Source organism: Lutibacter holmesii, from assembly GCF_042679665.1.
GTDB lineage: Bacteria > Bacteroidota > Bacteroidia > Flavobacteriales > Flavobacteriaceae > Lutibacter > Lutibacter holmesii.
In genome coordinates, this window is record NZ_JBHTMV010000003.1 from 654332 (window position 1) to 675795 (window position 21464).

At 31.8% G+C, this 21464-nt stretch carries 12 protein-coding genes; 11 read left to right on the plus strand and 1 reads right to left on the minus strand.

Annotated features, from left to right (window positions below; genetic code table 11):
• The first annotated feature begins 10 nt into the window (after positions 1-10).
• The 11 genes from ACFQ5N_RS05680 to ACFQ5N_RS05730 all read left to right on the plus strand — a co-directional run bounded on the left by ACFQ5N_RS05680 (position 11) and on the right by ACFQ5N_RS05730 (position 20386).
• Complete coding sequence (locus ACFQ5N_RS05680) at positions 11-1252, plus strand: glycoside hydrolase family 2 TIM barrel-domain containing protein (RefSeq protein ID WP_386808504.1); 1242 nt, start codon at positions 11-13, stop codon at positions 1250-1252.
• A gap of 71 nt (positions 1253-1323) precedes the next feature.
• Positions 1324-4767: a hypothetical protein gene (locus ACFQ5N_RS05685; protein ID WP_386808506.1), complete on the plus strand. Its 3444-nt coding sequence runs from the start codon at positions 1324-1326 to the stop codon at positions 4765-4767.
• Between the two features lie 14 nt (positions 4768-4781).
• Positions 4782-5285: a lactoylglutathione lyase family protein gene (locus ACFQ5N_RS05690; protein WP_386808508.1), complete on the plus strand. Its 504-nt coding sequence runs from the start codon at positions 4782-4784 to the stop codon at positions 5283-5285.
• A gap of 38 nt (positions 5286-5323) precedes the next feature.
• Complete coding sequence (locus ACFQ5N_RS05695) at positions 5324-7615, plus strand: glycoside hydrolase family 3 N-terminal domain-containing protein (RefSeq protein ID WP_386808510.1); 2292 nt, start codon at positions 5324-5326, stop codon at positions 7613-7615.
• 8 nt (positions 7616-7623) lie between these two features.
• A complete protein-coding gene (locus tag ACFQ5N_RS05700; protein ID WP_386809028.1) occupies positions 7624-8883 on the plus strand; it encodes a glycosyl hydrolase family 17 in 1260 nt (419 codons plus the stop codon).
• An 85-nt stretch (positions 8884-8968) separates the two neighbouring features.
• Complete coding sequence (locus tag ACFQ5N_RS05705) at positions 8969-10429, plus strand: MFS transporter (protein ID WP_386808512.1); 1461 nt, start codon at positions 8969-8971, stop codon at positions 10427-10429.
• A 75-nt stretch (positions 10430-10504) separates the two neighbouring features.
• Entirely contained in the window at positions 10505-12865 is a 2361-nt protein-coding gene (locus ACFQ5N_RS05710) for a glycoside hydrolase family 3 C-terminal domain-containing protein (protein WP_386808514.1), read from the plus strand.
• A 28-nt stretch (positions 12866-12893) separates the two neighbouring features.
• Positions 12894-14501 (plus strand): glycoside hydrolase family 30 protein, encoded by a 1608-nt coding sequence (locus tag ACFQ5N_RS05715; RefSeq protein WP_386808516.1) that lies wholly within the window; start codon positions 12894-12896, stop codon positions 14499-14501.
• A gap of 21 nt (positions 14502-14522) precedes the next feature.
• Positions 14523-16361, plus strand: a complete 1839-nt coding sequence (locus ACFQ5N_RS05720; protein ID WP_386808517.1) for a glycoside hydrolase family 2 protein — start codon at positions 14523-14525, stop codon at positions 16359-16361.
• 10 nt (positions 16362-16371) lie between these two features.
• The gene (locus ACFQ5N_RS05725) at positions 16372-17643 is read left to right on the plus strand and encodes a glycoside hydrolase family 5 protein (protein ID WP_386808519.1); all 1272 of its coding nucleotides are present in this window, start codon (positions 16372-16374) and stop codon (positions 17641-17643) included.
• Between the two features lie 307 nt (positions 17644-17950).
• Positions 17951-20386, plus strand: coding sequence for a GH36-type glycosyl hydrolase domain-containing protein (locus ACFQ5N_RS05730; RefSeq protein ID WP_386808521.1), 2436 nt, complete (start codon positions 17951-17953; stop codon positions 20384-20386).
• Positions 20387-20455: 69 nt separating this feature from the next.
• Here the strand turns inward: ACFQ5N_RS05730 and ACFQ5N_RS05735 are convergent, their stop codons facing one another.
• The gene (locus ACFQ5N_RS05735; protein ID WP_386808523.1) at positions 20456-21328 is read right to left on the minus strand and encodes an AraC family transcriptional regulator; all 873 of its coding nucleotides are present in this window, start codon (positions 21326-21328) and stop codon (positions 20456-20458) included.
• Between the last annotated feature and the right edge of the window lie 136 nt (positions 21329-21464).

The following is a 21464-nucleotide window of genomic DNA, read 5'->3' on the forward strand; positions in this document are numbered from 1 at the left end:
GAAAACCGAATTGAAACAAAACGAAAATACACCAGTAAAAGTTACACTTCAAAAGAAGGATAAGCAGTTTCAATTATTGGTAAATAATGAGCCTTTTTACATAAAAGGAGCTGGTTTAGAATTTGGAAATATAGCTTCTGTTCCAAAACATCAAGGAAATTCATTTAGAACTTGGAGAACTAATAATGGACAGCAAACCGGTAAAGAAGTATTAGATGAGGCACTAAAAAATGGATTGATGGTAACTATGGGAATTGAAGTTGCCAGAGAGCGTCATGGTTTTGATTATAATGATGAGGTTGCTGTAGCAGCGCAATTAGAACGTATTAAACAAGAAGTTTTGGAACTAAAAGACCATCCTGCTTTATTAATTTGGGCAATTGGTAACGAGTTAAATTTAAGAGCTACCAACCCAAAAGTTTGGAATGCCGTAAATGATATTTCAAAAATGATTCACCAAGTAGATCCAAATCACTTAACTACAACTACATTGGCCGGAATTACTCAAAATGAAATTGATTTAATTAAAGAACGAAGTTCAGATTTAGATTTGTTATGTGTTCAAATCTATGGGAAATTAGGTGAATTACCAGGGCAAATTCAAGAATACGGTTGGGAAGGAGCTTATATAGTTTCAGAATGGGGAGCAACTGGTCATTGGGAAGTTCCAAAAACCGAATGGAAAGCTCCAATTGAAGAAAATAGTACTACAAAAGCAGCCAATTATTTAAAAAGATACAAACAAGGAATTTTAGCAGACTCTTTGCAATGTGTTGGTTCATACGTGTTTCTTTGGGGACAAAAGCAAGAGCGTACACCAACTTGGTATGGCGTGTTTTTAGAAGATGGTTCATCTACAGAATCGGTTGATGTAATGCATTATGTTTGGAGCGGTGATTGGCCTAAAAATAGAGCGCCACAAGTACAATCTTTTACAGTAAACGGTAAAACAGCCTATGATAATGTGATGGTACAAACAGGTGAACTAATGCAAGCTAGTTTAAAAATAACAGATCCTGAAAAGGATACAATTCAATATCGTTGGGAAGTTTTACCAGAAAGTACCGATTTAAAAGACGGTGGAGATTTTGAAAATAGACCAAAAGCTTATGAAATTAAAGTGTTGAGTGAAAATGAAGGAGAATTACAATTTAATGCACCAACAGAAAAGGGAAATTATAGATTATTTGGCTATGCAGCAGATGGAAATATGCATGCCGCAACAGCAAATATTCCGTTTAAAGTAAATTAATAATAAAGATGTAAAGCCTCTTATTAAGAGGTTATAATAAAATTTTAGGCACAACAATTAAAGAAAAATCAATGTATATAGGAGATAAAGAAGCTTCTTTTGAAGTAAACGAAATCACTGGAAAACTGGTTGAAATAGGAAATGAAAGTTTTTATAAAATTTCGAATGTAAATGATATGAGACCTTTCTTTATGAGCATAGTTAGTCATTCAAATCATTGGATGTTTATTTCTAGTAACGGCGGTTTATCAGCAGGTAGAAAAAATAGTAATTACGCATTATTCCCATATTATACGGATGATAAAATTACAGAATCGGCTGAAATTACTGGTAGTAAAACACTATTTCAAATTCATATAAATGATAAAACGTTTTTATGGGAACCGTTTTCAAATAGGTATGAAGGTGTGTATAAAATCAGTCGAAATTTATATAAAAATAGCTGTGGAAATAAAGTGGTTTTTGAAGAAATTAACCACGATTTAGGTGTTACATTCAACTATCAATGGAATTCAAGTGATCGTTTTGGTTTTGTAAAAAAATCAACATTGGTAAATAACTCAAATAAAACAATTAAAGTAACCGTATTAGACGGAATTCAAAATATTATTCCTTACGGAATTTCCTCTGACTTTCAGAACGCATCAAGTAATTTGGTTGATGCTTACAAGAAAAGTGAGTTAGAAACAGATACAGGTTTAGGAATTTATGCTTTAAGTGCAATTATTGTTGATAAAGCTGAGCCAAGTGAAGCTTTAAAAGCAAATATTGTTTGGTCTAAAGGATTAGAAAATCCAACATATTTAATCTCGTCGTTGCAATTAAATGCTTTTAGAAAAGGAGCGAAATTGGAACAAGAAGTTGATATGAAAGCCGAAAAAGGAGCTTATTTCATTGCTGCAGATATTAGTTTAGAACCTACTTCAAATAAAGAATGGATTTTAGTTGCTGATGTAAACAAATCAATAGTTCAAATTACTGAAATTAAAGAAACCATAAAAAATGAACAAGATTTAATTGCAACTGTACAAAATGATATTGAAGAAGGAACAAAGCAATTAATTGAGTTGACAGGAAACGCAGACGGATTGCAACTAACAGCTGATAAGCTTCAAAATACAAGACATTTTTCAAACACACTTTTCAATATTATGAGAGGTGGAATTTTTGATGATAATTACGAAATTGAAAAAGATGATTTTGATAAATACATTAAAAAAGCCAACAAAAATGTTTGGAAAGAAAAAGAAGCCGTAATTCAACAATTACCAGCTAAATTTTCTTTAATTGAGTTGAAAGAATTGGCAAAAAAAGATGCAGATAAAAACTTTAAGCGTCTTTGTTTTGAATATATGCCATTAAAATTTAGTCGTAGACACGGTGATCCTAGTAGACCTTGGAATAAATTTTCAATAAATACTAGAAGTGAAGTTGATGGCTCTAAAATATTAGATTACGAAGGAAACTGGAGAGATATTTTTCAAAATTGGGAAGCCTTAGCGCATTCATATCCGGCGTTTATTGAAAGTATGATTGCTAAGTTTTTAAATGCTACTACTTTTGATGGCTACAATCCGTACAGAGTTACAAAAGATGGTTTTGATTGGGAAACAATTGAACCAGATGATCCTTGGTCGTATATTGGATATTGGGGAGATCATCAAATAATTTATTTGCTAAAATTCTTAGAGTTTATTGAAAAATATTACCCAAATAAATTGGGAACCTATTTTAACCAAGAATTATTTGTGTATGCAAACGTGCCTTACAAAATTAAAAGTTATACCAAGATTTTAGAAAACCCTAAAGATACCATTGACTTTGATGCAGCGTTAGATGCAAAAATAAATGAGAATAAAGAAGAATTAGGTGCAGATGGTGCTTTGCTAAAAGATGAAAGTTTTTCAATTCATAAAGTAAACTTTATTGAAAAAATAATGGCTACTGTTTTGGCAAAGATTTCCAATTTTATTCCTGAAGGAGGAATTTGGTTAAACACCCAACGCCCTGAGTGGAATGATGCCAACAACGCATTGGTTGGAAACGGTGTTTCTATGGTTACTTTGTATTATTTAAGACGCTTTTTAACCTTCTTTGAAGAGGTTGTTGCAAATAATGATATGAACTTAGTGTTAGTTTCAGAAGAAATAAAACAATTTTTTGATGAGGTTGTTCAAACTTTTGAAAAACACGAACACATACTTGACGGTAAAATTTCTGATGAAGATAGAAAAAGTGTATTAGACGGTGTTGGAAATGCGGGCAGTACATACAGATCACTTATTTACAAAAATGGCTATTCGGGTTCTAAAAAAAGCATCTATAAAAAAGAACTTATACACTTTTGTGAACTAACTAAAAAGTTTTTAGAGCATACAATTAAAGCCAATAAAAGAGCAGATAATTTGTATCATTCTTACAATTTAATGACGGTAGAAAACGAGAACGAAGTGTCTATTTCGTACTTATCTGAAATGTTAGAAGGTCAAGTGGCTGTGTTAAGTTCAGGATACCTTTCTTCAGTAGAAAGCTTGGCTTTATTAGATGGTTTAAAAAAGAGTGCATTGTACAGAGAAGACCAGTACAGTTACATTTTATACCCAAATAAAACCTTGTCTAGATTTGTTGATAAGAACAATATTTCTGCCCAAAAAATTGAGAAATCTAAGTTGGTAAAACAATTATTAAAAGACGGAAATAAGCAAATTATTGAAAAAGACTTATTAGGGAATTTCCATTTCAATGGTAATTTTAACAATGCAGATAGTTTAAAAGCAGCTTTAGCATTGTTGCCTCAACATCAATATCAAGAACTTATTGCAGAAGATAAAAATCTGTTATTAGATGTTTTTGAAGAAATTTTTGATCATAAATCATTTACCGGAAGGTCAGGTACATTTTTTGGCTATGAAGGTTTAGGTTCTATTTATTGGCATATGGTTTCAAAACTTGTTTTGGCTGTGCAAGAGTGTTCTTTAAAAGCAATGCATGATAATGAAAGTGCTGAAACTATTGGTAGGTTATTAGAACATTATTACGAAATAAATGAAGGAATTGGAGTACATAAATCACCTGAATTATATGGAGCAATTCCTACAGATCCTTACTCACATACTCCAGGTGGTAAAGGAGCACAACAACCAGGAATGACAGGTCAAGTAAAAGAAGATGTGTTAAGCAGATTTGGAGAATTAGGTGTAGTAGTTGAAAATGGTGAATTACAATTTAAACCAAGTTTATTACGTAAAGACGAATTTTTAAAGACTTCAAAAAACTTTAAATACACTGCAATTGATAAAACTGTAAAAGAAATAAAGTTAGAAAAAGATTCACTTTGTTTTACCTATTGCCAAATCCCTGTGATTTATAAACTAGGCGCAAAAAATGCAATTCAATTGACAACTAAAAATGGTGATACAATAGAAATTGAAGGTCAAGTAATTGATAGTGTTATTAGTGAAAAAATATTTTCAAGAAGTGGCGAAATTGAAAAAATTGTAGTTCAAATTAAGTAAAAAAAGTAAAAATCATGAAAGAAAATAATTATCCAAGGTCGTTTTCACACATAGGAATTACTGTTCCAGATATTCATAAAGCAGTACAGTTTTATCAAGAAGTTATGGGTTGGTATGTAATTATGCAACCTTCAGAAGTGAAAAAAGAAAGAGAAACAGCTATAGGTCAAATGTGTATTGATGTTTTTGGTGAAGCTTGGGAAACCTTTGAAATTGCACACATGTCAACTTCAGATGGAATAGGTGTTGAGTTGTTTTCTTTTCCAAATATGAGTAGTGAAAAACCAGAGTTTTCACCTTTTAAAACAGGGTTGTTTCACTTTTGTGTACAAGATCCAGATATTGAAAATTTAGTTGATAAAATTGTTGCATTTGGTGGGAAACAACGAATGCCAATTAGAGAATATTACCCTAATGAAAAGCCTTTTAAAATGGTGTATGTTGAAGATCCGTTTGGCGTAGTGTTTGAAATTTACACGCATAGCTACGAGTTAACATATTCTTCAGGAGCTTATTAAAACGTATAATTTAAGAAAAACACAAAGATTTGTTCCGTATGCATTTAAAAAAACTCCTATTAATTTTTGTTGTCTTATTAATGGTTAGTTGTAATAATAGCAATAAAGTTGCCAAAAATTCAACAAATACCAATCAAGAAATAGAATTAAAAATTCAAGAGGTCCTTAGCAAAATGACCTTAAAAGAAAAGGCAGGACAAATGCTAAATGTTGGTTTGCCTTCTTTGTTAACAGGCGATTATTGGGATAAACGTGATAGTACTGTTTTTGATCATAAGAAATTTCAAAAGTTTATTAGTGACTATGCAATTGGTTCAATTCATAATACACCGCAATATTTAGCAGGTACTGAAGATTGGTATAAAATTGTAAAAAAAATACAAGATTCTGCCATGAACAACACTCGATTAGGAATTCCTGTATTGTATGGTATTGATAATATTCACGGAGCAAATTATGTGAAAAATTCAGTGCTTTTTCCGCATCAAATTGCTGTTGCAGCCACTTGGAATAGAGTGCTTTCTGAAAAAAATGGACAAATAACAGCTTATGAGTCAAGAGCAGCATCTTTACCTTGGAATTTCAATCCAAATATTGATGTAGCTATGAATCCGTTGTGGGGAAGAATTTCAGAAAGTTTTGGAGAAGATCCGTATTTAATTTCTGAAATTGGAAATGCATATATAAAAGGATCACAAGGCGAAACACTTTCTAATACTACAAGTTCAGCAGTTTGTTTAAAGCACTTTATTGGATATGGAGCCGGTAGAAATGGTAAAGACAGAGCAAATGCAATAATTCCAAAAAATAGTTTACATCAGTATTTTTTACCACCATTTCAAAAAGCAATTGATGCTGGTGCAATGGGAGTAATGATTAGTTCTAACGCCGTAAACGGAATTCCTTGTCACATTAATAAAGAATATATCACAACTATTTTAAAAGGTGAATTAAATTTTAAAGGTGTTGTAATTTCAGATTTTAGTGATGTTGAATTTTTAATTGAAGCACACGAAATAACTAAAAATAAACGCGAAGCTACCAAAATGGCTATCAATGCCGGGTTAGATATGTTAATGAATCCGTACGATATTGATGTTGTAGATTATATTGTTGATTTGGTTGAAAACAATGAAATTTCAATGGATAGAATTGATGATGCCGTTACACGTATTTTAAGGCTTAAATTTCAATTAAATTTATTTGAAAACCCTTACAGCAACCCACAAGATTTTCCTGATTTAGGAAGTGAAAAGCATATTGAAGAAAATTACAATATAGCAAGTGAAGCAATTACTTTATTAAAAAATGAAAATGAGATTTTACCTTTAAAAAAGAACAAAAAAATATTGGTAACTGGCTACGGAGCAAACTCTATGAATTTGTTAAATGGAGCTTGGTCTAGAACATTTTTAGGGCAAGAAACAAAATACAACGATCCTACAAAGCTTACGGTTTTAAAGGCTATTGAAAAAGAAGTTGGTGCTGAAAATGTAACCTATGTTGAAGGAACCAATTATACAGAAGACATCAATACTTCAAAAGCAGTTTCTAAAGCTAAAAATGCCGATTATATTGTGGTATGTGTTGGAGAGTTACCTGCTTCAGAAAAGCCTTCAGACATTAATGAATTAGACTTGCCAGAAGCACAACAAGAACTGGTAAAAAAGTTAGCAGTTTATAACAAACCAATTATTTTGGTAATGTTGCAAGGTCGCCCAAGAATTATTAGAGAAATAGAACCATTAACTAATGGAATTATTATGGGCTATTATCCTGGTCAAGAAGGTGGACGTGTAATTTCAGATGTATTGTTTGGAAACATAAATCCAAGTGGAAAATTACCTTACACATACCCAATGTACTCTGGAAATACGGTTACGTATTATCATAAAAAAGCAGATATACGAGATGTAAATTGGGGATATGATGGGTTTTATACACAGTTTGAATTTGGGTACGGACTTTCGTATACCACTTTTGAGTATTCAAATTATAAACTTCAAAAAGATACACTTTCAAAAAATGAAACCCTTAAAGTTTCAGTAACTGTTAAAAACACTGGAAAAAATCAAGGTAAAGAGGTAGTGCAATTGTATGCAAAAGATATTGTAGCATCAGTAGCACCTGATTCAAAGAGACTAATTCGATTTAAAAAAATAAGCCTTCAACCTAATGAAACTAAAACTGTTGAGTTTACAATAAAACCTTCAGATTTGAAATTTATTGGAATGGATAATAATTGGACAATTGAAGAGGGAGAGTTTGAACTTCAAATAGGAAGTAGTTCTCAAAAAGTACAAAATAAACAAGTGTATTATAAACAGTAAAAGTGATGATGAATTTAATAAGAAAAGGAATTTGTATTGGTGTTTTAGCAATACTTATTTCTTGTGTTGAACAACCAAAAGCAATATCAAATATAACAGCCGCTGATATTTTAGGAAATCCTGAATACTTAGCAATTTCATATGGTGGTTACAGAGAAATAACCAGAGATGTTCAGCCTACTATTTCAGAGTTGAAAGAAGATATGAAAATTTTGTCTGCAATGAATATCAAAGTTTTAAGAACTTACAATGTTCATTTAGAGCAAGCTTCAAATTTATTAGAAGCAATTAAACAATTGAAAGCAGCCGATGCAAATTTTGAAATGTACGTTATGTTAGGCGCTTGGATTGATTGTGAAAATGCTTGGACAGAATTAGAGCCAAATCATGATAAAGAAAGTGAGCGAAATGCCATTGAAATTAATACTGCTGTTGAATTGGCAAATAAGTACCCAGAAATTGTAAAAATAATTGCTGTTGGTAATGAAGCTATGGTGAAATGGGCAACAAGTTATTATGTACAATCTAGCGTAATTTTAAAATGGGTAAACTATTTACAAGATTTAAAAAAATCAGGTAAACTTCCTACAGATTTATGGGTTACAAGTTCTGATGATTTTGCGTCGTGGGGTGGAGGAGATCCAAGTTATCAAACAAAAGATTTAGAAGCTTTAATTAAAGCTGTAGATTATGTCTCAATGCATTCATACGCTATGCATAATTCGTATTACAATCCTCAATTTTGGGTGGTTCCAGAAAATGAAATTGAACTTTCAGCTGTTGAAAAAATTGATGCAGCAATGCTTAGAGCCTTAAATTTTGCAAAAACAAATTATAAAAATGTTTCTAAGTATGTAAAAAGTGTTGATTCAACAAAAACAATTCATATAGGAGAATCTGGGTGGACAACAATATCTAACGGTCATTATGGAAAAGATGGTTCAAAAGCGGCTGATGAATACAAAGCAGGATTGTATTATAAGCTTTTAAGAGAATGGACAAACACTGAAAAAATTTCATGTTTTTATTTTGAAGCGTTTGATGAGCAATGGAAAGATGCTGAAAATCCGTTAGGTTCAGAAAATCATTTTGGGTTGATAAACCTAAAAGGAGAGGCAAAATTTGCTTTGTGGGAACTGGTTGATGCAGGTGTTTTTGAAGGAATTACAAGAAACGGACAAGCAATTACAAAAACATATGAAGGAGATAAAAATGCATTAATGACAGATGTACTTACACCTCCAATAGCTAATAAAAAAGAAGAATAACTTTCTTAAAAACAACAACACTTTAGAGCTTAAACCACTTATTAAAGTAACACAATAACCGCAAACAATATTAAAACCAAACAATATGAAACACTATAAAATTGCTCCACAAGATATGGTTCCTTTCGGACAAAAATTAGCATTTGGTTCGGGACATTTAGCAAATCAATTATTTCCGGCAGCCTTAGGTGTTTTTATGGTTGTGTTGGTTATGTCATTAGGAATGAATCCTGTTTTAGCAGGTTTGTTGGGAGCATTGCCTCGTTTTATGGATGCACTTACAGATCCAATAATGGGTTTTATTTCAGACAACACAAAATCTAAGTGGGGTAGAAGAAAACCTTATATTTTTATTGGAAGCGTTATTTCAGGTGTAGCATATATGATAATGTGGCAATTAAATCCTGAAGACTCTGAGATGTACAATTTCTTTTATTTTTTAGTGGTGTCACTTTTCTTTTACATTGGCTATACCATTTTTGCAACGCCGTTAATTGGCTTAGGTTATGAAATGACACCCGATTATAATGAGCGTACTAGGTTAATGGCTGTTTCTCAATTTATGGGACAAATGGCTTGGGTAATTGCACCTTGGTTTTGGGTAATTATTTACGATCAATCATTATTTGAAAGCGCTCCTGAAGGAGCTAAAATAATGGCCATTTGGGTAGGTGGTTTGTGTATGGTTTTAGGAATTTTACCAGCGCTGTTCAATAAAGAAATGGAAGTAGATAAAAGTAAATTAAAAAACCTTTCATCAAGTGAATTAGCGGCAAACACAAAAGAATTTATCAAAGGAATTGTATTAACAGTAAAAAATAAACAGTTTGTAAAATTATGTGGAGCAACCTTTTTTATTTTTAATGGTTTTCAAACAATTGCACAATTTTCATTTTTTATTATTGTGTATTATTTATTTCAAGGTGATACTGTTGCAGCTGGTTCGTGGCCTGCTTGGTTTGGAACTGTAAGTGCCTTGGCTACAATGTTTTTAGTAATTCCTGTGGTTACTAGAATTTCCGAAAAAATTGGAAAACGAAAAGCTTTTATTGTGGCCACTTTAATTTCAATTATTGGATACGTTTTAAAATGGTGGGGTTTTAACCCAGGAAATCCTTGGTTAATGTTTGTGCCAATTCCATTTCTTTCATTTGGTATTGGAGGTTTGTTTACGCTAATGATGTCTATGACTGCTGATGTTTGTGATTTAGATGAGTTAAAGAACGGTGAACGCCGCGAAGGAATGTTTGGTGCAGTATACTGGTGGATGGTAAAATTAGGGACTGCTTTAGCAATGCTTACAAGTGGTGTTGTTTTGCAACTTGTTGGTTTTGATGAAAGTTTAAAAGTACAATCATTTGAAACATTAACCAATTTACGTTTAGCAGATATTATTATACCTATAGGCGCAGCTTTAATTGCTATTATTTTAATTTGGAAATATAATATTACTGAAGAACGCGCACATGAAATTAAAGAAGCTTTAGTGAAACGTAGAGCTGAAATTGCAATAGAAGATAAAAATAATTCAAAACCTATTTCTTAGTTTTTAAAAATAGTAGTATCAATTATTCTAAAATAGAAGATTTCATTTTTTAAATAAATATCTAAAGGATAACCCATGAAAAAAACAATATTAATTTCATTTTTAGTGCTATTTGCTATGAATTTAAATGCACAAACTTCTAAAGAAGATGCATTACTTGAAAGTAAAATAAATAAGCTGGTTTCTGATTTGACTATTCAGGAGAAGATAGCATTGTGTTCTGGTCGTGATGATTGGAGCACAATGCCTATTGAACGCTTAAATATACCTTGGATTTGGTTGTCTGATGGTCCTCACGGTTTACGCCGTGCACCAGCAACAAATAAACCAGGTTATGGAGATCAATTACTAGCAACATGTTTTCCTACGGCTTCTGCACTTGCAGCAACTTGGGATGTAGATTTGGTGTATAAAGTTGGGCAAACATTAGGAAACGAAGCGCAAGCGCAAGGTGTTAGCGTATTGTTAGGTCCGGGAGTAAATATTAAACGATCTGTTTTAGGCGGAAGAAATTTTGAATATTTTTCTGAAGATCCAATTTTATCTGGTGAAATGGGAGCTGCTTATATCAACGGAGTTCAAAGTCAAGGTGTAGGAACTTCATTAAAGCATTTTACAGCAAATAATGTTGAAACTATGCGAATGTATAACAATTCAAATTTAGACAATCGTACGTTGCATGAAATTTATTTAACACCTTTTGAAATTGCAGTGAAAAAAGCACAACCTTGGACCGTGATGGCTTGTTACAATAGAGTGCAAGAAGTTTATGGAACACAAAGTCCTTATTTATTAACTGAAATCTTAAAAAAAGATTGGGGTTTTAAAGGAATTGTAGTTTCAGATTGGTTTGCGGTTATTGATCGTGTGGCTGCTATGAAAGCAGGAATGCACTTAGAAATGCCTAAAGTAAGTCCTGTAAATAACGCCATTGCTGTTGAAGCTGTTAAAAATGGAGAATTAGATATTGCCGTTGTTGATGCCTTGGTAAAAGAAATATTAACGGTAGTTTTTAAAGCAAAAGCACTTCAAAAAGAAGGCGTAGAATTAAATGTAGAAAAAGATCACGCTTTTGCAAGAAAAGTAACTTCTGAAGTAGCTACGTTGTTAAAAAATGAAAATGATGTATTGCCAATTTCAAAAGATAAATATAAAAAAGTTGCTATTATTGGTGAGTTTGCGGCTGCACCGCGTTACCAAGGAAACGGAAGTTCGCAAGTGCGCCCAACCAAACTTGATAATATTTTAGACATTGTAAAAAATGAATATGGAAAAGGTATTGAAATAACTTATGCACAAGGTTACAATTTAGCAGATGATAATGATGTATCATTAATTTCAGAAGCGAAAAAAGTGGCAGCTGAAGCAGATGTTGTGTTGGTATTTTCAGGTTTACCACTTCAATACGAATCAGAAGGAATTGATAGAACGCATATAAATATGCCTCCTTCACATAATAAATTAATTAGCGAAATTAGTGCAGTGCAAAAAAATACGGTTGTTGTTTTAACCAATGGAAGTGCTGTAACAATGCCTTGGTTAAACAATGTTTCAGGAGTATTAGAAACTTGGTTAGGCGGACAAGCTGGAGCAGGTGGAATTGCAGATGTATTATTTGGAAAAGTGAATCCTTCAGGAAAATTAGCAGAAACATTTCCAATGCGTTTAGAAGATACACCAGCATTTTTTAATTTCCCAGGTGAGCAAGGTGATGTGCTATATGGCGAACGTATTTTTGTTGGATATCGTTACTATGATGAACGTAAAATTGAGCCATTATTTCCATTCGGTTATGGATTGTCTTATACTTCTTTTGAGTATAGCAATTTAAAAGTGTCTTCAAAAAATACTACAGATGAAGATGGTTTAACAGTGAGCGTTACTGTAAAAAATACGGGAAAAGTTACAGGAAAAGAAGTGGTGCAAATTTATGTTTCAGATGTAAAAAGCACTTTACAACGTCCTGAAAAAGAGTTGAAGAAATTTGTGAAAATTGAACTAGCGCCAGGAGAAGCTAAAGAAGTTTCTTTTGAATTAGAGCGTCGTGATTTTTCGTATTATGATGCTAAAAGAAATATGTGGATTGCTGAAAGTGGTGAATATGTAGTTGCTGCTGCAGCTTCTTCAAGAGATATTAAATTGTCTGAAACTATCAATTTACAATCTACTCAGCAAGTGCCTTTAATGTTTGATGAATATACCTTTTTCTTAGAATATTGGAACAATAAACAAACACGTGAAATTTTATTGGAATATATGCCAAACTGGATTAGAGGTATTGTAACCGAAGGTGATGAGGCTGAAATAAGAGAATACCAAGGTTTTATGGTTGAACATCCAATAATTAAATATCCGTACATAACGCACGGTGAAATTACGCATAAACAAGTGAAAGAGCTGGTTGAAAAATGTAAAGGACTTACTTATACACCTTAGTACTATAATATTAAAATATATATAAAAAATGAGATTATTTAGTGTTGAAAATAAACCTATTCACAGGAAAATTACTTGGGTACAATTATTAGTTATAGGTATTGTATTTGTTAGTTGTTCACCTAAAAGTGCGTATGAAAATTATGAGTTTGATGTTTACCAAACTTCACATGCTGGTGACAATTTAAAATTATTATCAATAGATGAAGTTAAAACATCTTCTAAAGAAGTTGAAAAAGTAGCTTTACAGCTTTTTCCAGATAAGGAATACCAAAAGTATTATGGTTTTGGAGCTTCATTTACAGAATCTTCAGCGTGGAATTTAGCTACAATTCCTGTTGCAGCACGTAAAAATGTTTTAACAAAAATGTTTAGTCCAACGGAAGGTGCAGGATTTACACTTACAAGAACACACATAAACAGTAGTGATTATTCAAACAACCACTATTCTTATGTTGAGGAAGGAGATGAAGATCTTTCAACGTTTAGCATAGAGGAAGATATGAAAGGATTTTCTGGAGATGAAAATGATCAGGTTCGTGGTATTGAATTAATTGAACCAAGTTATGATCTTATTCCAATGATTTTAGAGGCGTCAAGTATTCCAGGAGCAGATTTCAAAATTATAGCTTCTCCTTGGAGTCCTCCATCGTGGATGAAAACAGGGGAAACTTCTGAAATGACAAACGGTACTCTACAACCTAAATATTACGGTCTTTGGGCAGAATACATTTCAAAATATGTGAGTGCTTACGCTGAAAAAGGAATAAAATTGTGGGCAATTACACCACAAAATGAACCGCTGCATGCACATGATGCGCAATGGGATAGTAACGGATTTACTCCAGAACAAGGAAGAGACTTTTTAAGAGATCACCTTGGTCCGCAACTTGTAAAAGATGGTCATTTAAATGTTGATAATTTGGAAGCAGGTTTACGTGTTTTAATTTACGATCATAATAAGTCAACAATGAATAATTATGTATCGGCAACTTATTTAGAGCCTGAAGCTTCAAAATACGCTTGGGGAACTGCGTTTCACTGGTATACAAATTCCGAATTAAAAAACAATAACTATTATGCTAAGCAATTAGATACGTTGCAAAAAACTTGGCCAAACAAAGCAATGATTCATTCTGAATCAAGTATAGATATTGATGCTAATGAACCTATTGGTCAATATTGGAGAGCAAGTACAGACTATGCTGGTACTTTTGTGCCTTTTGAGACGTACGCTTATGATATAATTACAGATTTAAATCACGGAACGCAAGGATATGTTGAATGGTGTAGTATTCTTAGCCATAAAGGGCAACCAAATCCTTACAACAATTTTAATAGCGCACCAGTCCTTATAAATCCAGTGACTGATGAAGTAATATACACGCCACTTTATTATTTACTAAGTCACTTTAGTAAGTTTATCCGTCCAAATGCCCTAAGAATTGGATTAGAAGGTGAAGCTATTGATGGAGTTATTTATACCGCGGCAAAAAACACTGATGGCTCCATTGCTGTTGTTGTTTTCAACAAAAATGAGAAGGCTTATGAATTAACAATAACATTGGAAACGAAAACTTTTACAATGCAAATTGAACCTAGAGCAGTTCAAACTATTCATTTACAAAGCAAATAAGAAACAATAAAAAGCAAATCAATGCATAAAATAAAAATCATAGTATTTCTAATGGTGCTTATAGTTAGCAGCCAATTAGCAGCTCAAGAACATTTAATAGTAAATGTGTATAACCGAGCTACAACAAGCTTAAATGGACAATGGAATTACATTGTAGATCCGTATGAGAATGGTTTTTATAATTATAGGTTAGAGGCTTTTGAAGATCAGGAAAACCCGGGAAATGGCGCATTTTTTTTAAATGCAAAACCAAAAAGTAAATCTGATTTAATTGAATATGATTTTGATATTTCAGACAGTATTCAAGTGCCAAGTGATTGGAATACGCAAAAAGAAAATTTATACTATTACGAAGGAACCGTTTGGTATAAAAAGTCTTTCGATTATAAGAAGTCAGAAAACCAGCATCGTGTTTTTGTATATTTTGAAGCAGTTAATTATGAAGCCGATGTGTATTTTAATGGAAAGAAATTAGGAAAGCATATTGGTGGTTTTACTCCGTTTAATTTTGAAGTAACTAATTTATTAAAAGACAAAGACAATTTTATAGTTGTAAAAGTTGACAATAAAAGAAAAAAAGAAGGTGTGCCAACACTGAATACAGATTGGTGGAATTATGGAGGAATTACAAGAGATGTAAAGCTAGTTGAGGTTTCAAACAATTTTATTGAAAATTATACCATTCAGTTAAATCCAGAAAACAAAAACCAAATTAAAGGGTATGTTAAATTGAATGGAACAGAAATTGCTAAAAAAGAAATTCAAATTGACATTCCTGAGCTTAAATTAAGTAAAACCATAATTTCAAATGCTGAAGGAGTTGCTGTTTTTGAAATGAATTCAAAAAAAATTCAATATTGGGATACTAAAAACCCGCATTTATACCAAGTAAATATTAAAAGTGTAAATGATAAAATTACCGATCAAATTGGTTTTAGAACCATAAAAACAAAAGGAAAAGAAATTTTATTGAATGATGAAAGTATTTTTTTAAGGGGCATATCTATTCATGAAGAAAGTCCAATAACTGGTGGAAGAGGAAGTACAATTGAAGATGCACAGCAATTGTTAAATTGGGCAAAGGAATTAGGATGTAATTATGTGCGTTTGGCGCATTACCCGCATAACGAACATATGTTGCGTTTGGCTGATAAAATGGGAATTTTAGTTTGGGAAGAAAACCCGGTGTATTGGACTATTTCTTGGGAAAATGAAGCTACGTATAACAATGCAGAAAATCAATTGTCTGAAGTTATAAATCGTGACAAAAATAGAGCATCTGTAATTATTTGGTCTATGGCAAATGAAACGCCAACTAGTGAACCACGTCTTATTTTCCTAAAAAAATTAGCAGCTCATACACGTGAATTAGATCCTACAAGATTAATTAGTGCTGCATTAGAACAAAGTGATTACAATGGAGATCCAACAATTAGAACTATAAATGATGAGTTTGCAAATGTGGTTGACGTTTTAAGTTTCAATCAGTATGTAGGTTGGTATGATGGTTTGCCTGAAAAGTGTGGTCAAATTAGTTGGAAGATTTTACAAAATAAACCAGTGTTAATTTCTGAATTTGGTGCAGGAGCAAAAATTGGTTTTCATGGCGATAAATTAACACGATGGTCAGAAGAATTCCAAGAAGATGTATACATTCAAACATTAAAAATGTTAGAAGGAATAGAACAATTACAAGGTTTTTCACCTTGGATATTGGTTGATTTTAGATCTCCAAGAAGAATGTTACCTAAAATTCAAGATGGATACAATAGAAAGGGATTAATTTCTGAAGATGGAAAAAAGAAAAAAGCTTTTTATGTGTTGAAAAACTTTTACGATACTAAAAGCGCTTCAAATTAATATATATAAAATGAAACAATATCTAGTTTTCTTTTCTGTATTTGTACTTTGTATAATTGGCTATTCTTGCCAAAGCAAAGTAGCTGAACCAATTGATAATAAATCACAAAACACACTTAGTTTTATAAAAACTAAAGGGTCAAAATTGGTTGATGATAAGGGAAATGAACTACTGTTAAAGGGAACTAATTTAGGAAATTGGTTAGTACCTGAAGGATATATGTTTAAAATGGAGCAGGTAAATTCACCTCGCAAAATAGATGAATTGCTGTATGAATTGGTTGGTCCAGATAGTTTGCAAGTGTTTTGGAATGGTTTTTTAACAAATTACATTACTCATGAAGATATTAAATATTTAAAAAGAATTGGAGTAAACCATGTAAGGCTACCGTTTCATTATAAAATGTTTACCAATGATTTGTATATGGGTGAAAGAAATGCAGGTTTTAAATATGTAGACAAATTAGTGAAATGGTGTAAAGAAGAACAATTATATATTCTTTTAGATATGCATTGTGCTCCAGGTGGGCAAACTGGTGATAATATTGATGATAGTTATGGCTACCCTTATTTATTTAAAAGTAAATCATCTCAAGATTTAATGACTAAAATATGGGTAGATATTGCAAAAAAATATAAAGATGAACCAATTATTATTGGCTATGATTTGGTAAATGAACCCATTGCGCATTATTTTAATAATGAGTTAACGGCTTTAAATCATGAGCTGTATTTATTGTATAATAGAATAATTAAAGAAATTCGTGCGGTAGATAAAATGCATATGATATTTTTAAACGGGTCAAATTGGAGCGGTGATTTTAATGTTTTTGAAACATTGGTAGATGACAATGTTGTGTATGAATTTCATAAATATTGGTTTGATGTAAATCAAGAGGCAATTCAAAAGTATTTAGACTTTAGAAGTAAACACAATGTGCCAATTTATATTGGTGAAACTGGAGAAAATACAGATGAATGGGTGCTTGATTTTAGGTTGTTGCTTGATAAACATGCTGTAAATTGGTGTTTTTGGCCGTATAAAAAAATGAACAACACAAAAGGAATAATGAATTTTGAACAGCCAGAAGATTACTTTTTAATTACAAATTACGCTAAAAGCGATAGGTCCTCATATAAAAAAATGAGAGAAAACAGGCCAAATATTGAAAAAGTACAAAAGGCATTAAATGTATTTTTAGAAAATAGTTTATATAAAAACAGTTTCCCAAATGTAGGTTATGGAGAGGGATTAGGTTTAAAAATGGTTGAAAATAAATAGTAATATAATTCTGTAGAAATTGTGGTTTTTTAGTGGGTGTAAATTTGGTAAAGTTGTAACTAGTTAGTTATTAATATAATAATTACATTTTAGGAATAAAATTTATCAATTTAGAAAAACTTAGAAAAGAATCTTTTGGAAATTGACAATATAGTATCAAATTATATTTAGAGGCTTATTTAATTTTGAAGCATACAATTAAAGTTCATAAAAATAAACCAACAAGTTAGTTTTTGAGTTAAAATTTAAAATTGTTTAACCAGCATAATTATTTTAATCTCAAAAACTATAAATAAATAACAAACACATGAAATACGGATATTTTGACGATGCAAAAAGGGAATATGTGATTACAAACCCCAAAACACCATATCCTTGGATTAACTATTTAGGGAATGAAGATTTTTTCTCTTTAACTTCAAACACAGGTGGAGGTTATACATTTTATAAAGATGCTAAATTTAGACGTTTAACACGTTACAGATACAATAATGTACCTGTTGATGATGGTGGAAAATATTTCTATATAAAAGATGGTGATACTATTTGGTCTCCAGGGTGGAAACCTGTGAAAACGGAGTTGGATAGTTATGAATGCCGTCACGGTATGAGTTATACCAAATTTAAAGGTGCAAAAAACGGAATTGAAACGGAGGTGCTTCAATTTATACCACTTGGTTTTTGGGGCGAAATTCAAAAAGTAAGTGTAAAAAACACTTCTTCTGAAGTAAAAAAAATAAAATTATTCTCATTTATTGAATTTGCACTTTGGAATGCTGAAGATGATATGACTAATTTTCAGCGTAATTTTAATACTGGTGAAGTTGAAGTTGAAGACGCTGTAATTTACCACAAAACAGAGTTTAAAGAACGTAGAAATCATTATTCATTTTATGCTGTAAACCAAGCAATAAATGGTTTTGATACCGATAGAGAATCATTTGTTGGCTTGTACAATGGTTTTGATAATCCAGATGTAGTAAATGAAGGAAAATCAAAAAATACTATTGCGCACGGTTGGTCTCCAATAGCTTCACATTATATTGAAATTGAATTACAGCCAGGAGAACAAAAAGATTTTGTTTTTATGTTGGGTTATGTTGAGGTAGATGAAGATGATAAGTGGGAAAGTAAATTGGTAATTAATAAAAAGCCTGCAAAGGAAATGATTGCCAAGTTTGATACGGTAGAAAAAGTAAACGCAGCTTATCATGATTTAAGATTGTATTGGGACAATTTATTAGGAAAAATAAATATCCAATCTGGTGAAGATAAGCTTGACAGAATGGTAAATATTTGGAATCAATACCAATGTATGGTAACATTTAATATGTCTCGTTCCGCTTCCTTTTTTGAGTCTGGGATTGGACGTGGAATGGGATTTCGTGATTCAAACCAAGATTTAATTGGGTTTGTACATCAAATTCCTGAAAGAGCGAGAGAACGTATTTTTGATATTGCTTCTACTCAGTTTGAAGATGGTTCTTGTTACCACCAATACCAACCATTAACTAAAAAAGGAAATGCTGCTATTGGAGGAGATTTTAACGATGATCCACTTTGGTTAATTTTATCAACTTCAGAATATATTAAAGAAACGGGCGATTTTTCGTTGTTAGATGAAATGGTTCCTTTTGATAATGATGTTTCTAGAGCAAAGCCACATTTTGATCACTTAAAAGCATCATTTTACCATGTTGTAAATAATTTAGGTCCTCATAAATTGCCTTTAATTGGCCGTGCCGATTGGAATGATTGTTTAAACTTAAACTGTTTTTCAAACGATCCAAATGAATCTTTCCAAACAACAGGAAATAAAAAAGGTGATACTGCTGAGTCTTTAATGATAGCCGGTTTATTTGTAATGTACGGTAAAGAATACGTGAAATTATGCAAACGTGTTGGAAAAAACGAAGAAGCTGCTGAAGCTGAAGTACACGTAAATAATATGATTGAAGCCGTTAAAGAACACGGTTGGGATGGTGATTGGTATTTAAGAGCGTATGATTATTACGGTAAAAAAATAGGATCAAACGAAAATGAAGAAGGAAAAATCTTTATTGAGTCACAAGGTTGGTGTGCTATGGCTGAAATTGGAAAAGACGACGGTTTAGTTGAAAAGTCTTTAAATTCAGTAAAAGAGCATTTAGATTGTGAATACGGAATTGTTTTGAACAGTCCGGCGTTTACAAAATATTATATTGAGTACGGAGAAATTTCTACATATCCTGCCGGGTATAAAGAAAATGGAGGTATATTTTGCCACAACAACCCTTGGATTATGATTGGTGAAACAATGATTGGACGTGGAGATGAAGCGTACGATTATTATGCTAAAATTGCGCCAAGCTATTTAGAAGATATTTCAGAATTGCATAAAGTTGAGCCGTATGTATACTGTCAAATGATTGCTGGTAAAGAAGCTTTTAAACCTGGTGAAGCTAAAAATTCATGGCTTTCAGGAACGGCATCTTGGAATTTTTATGCAATTACACAATATATTTTAGGAGTAAAACCAGATTATGATGGGCTTTCTATCAACCCTTGTATTCCTTCAAAATGGGATGGTTTTAAAATGACAAGAGAATTTAGAGGTGCTACCTATAAAATTGAGGTAACAAATCCAAAGCATATTAGTAAAGGTGTAGAAAAATTAATAGTAAACGGTAAAGAAATTGAAGGTATTATAGTTCCTATTTTAGAAAAAGGAAAAGAACATACCATTCAAGTAATAATGGGATAAGTTATATTTCTGTTTTTAAGTTGTGTTTGATAAAAGCTCCTGTATTAATTTTACAGGAGTTTTTACTTTTTACAATACTCTTTTAGTACCTACAAATTCATTTCTAAATTCTTTAGGTGTGCATTTTTTTTCTTTTTTGAAAAGCCTATTAAAGTTGGCTATATTATTAAATCCGCACATAAAACTTATTTCACCAATACTTAAGTCGGTTTCTAATAACCAACGTGCAGCAAAACTAATTCTTGTGTGGTTTATGTAGGTTACAAAGGTTTTTCCTGTTCTTTTTTTAATAAACCTGTTAAATGAAACCGGACTCATATTTACCAATTCCGAAATTTCACTTAGGGTAATTGTTTTGCTAAAGTTCTCTTGAATATAATCGTATACTTTTTTAATTTTATCACTGTTTTGAAAATCAATTTTTTCAACACAAGAATTAGATAATAATCGCTGGTCTTCAGTTTTTGCCAAGTCGTCTAAAATTGAAATAAACTCTAAGTAATATTTAATTCCTGTAACACGTGGCAATGCCATTAATCTTGGCATCATTTGCATAGTCGTTTCTTTTGAAAACAAAATTCCGTGTTTTGCCCTATTAAACATGTCTTTAATAGGTTTAAAAATTTTTCGAGATAAGGTTTTTTCATTGAGTAAATCATCATGAATATGTACCGTTATTTCATAAATTTCTTTACAAGAACATTTATGCAATTCCCAACCGTGTACAACATTTGGCCCCACAAGTACTAGTTCTAAATCTTCAATTTCTTCAGAGTGGTCACCAATAATTCTTCGTACGCCTTTACCGCGATATATAAAGTTTAATTCATACTCAGGATGAAAATGAATTGGAAAATCAAAATCATCTTTTATACGCTCTTCAACTAAAAAGCTATCTTCAGGAATTAACCGTGTTATTTCTCTGTGTGCATTATCAATCATAAAATTTGTGTGAAATTTTAACCAACTTGTGTTGAATATTGTCGTAAATATATAAAAATTTGACAAAAATTGATTAACAAATTTTTAACATCTCGTATAGCTTTGTGATTGTATTGAAGTGATTTAGAACACCTTC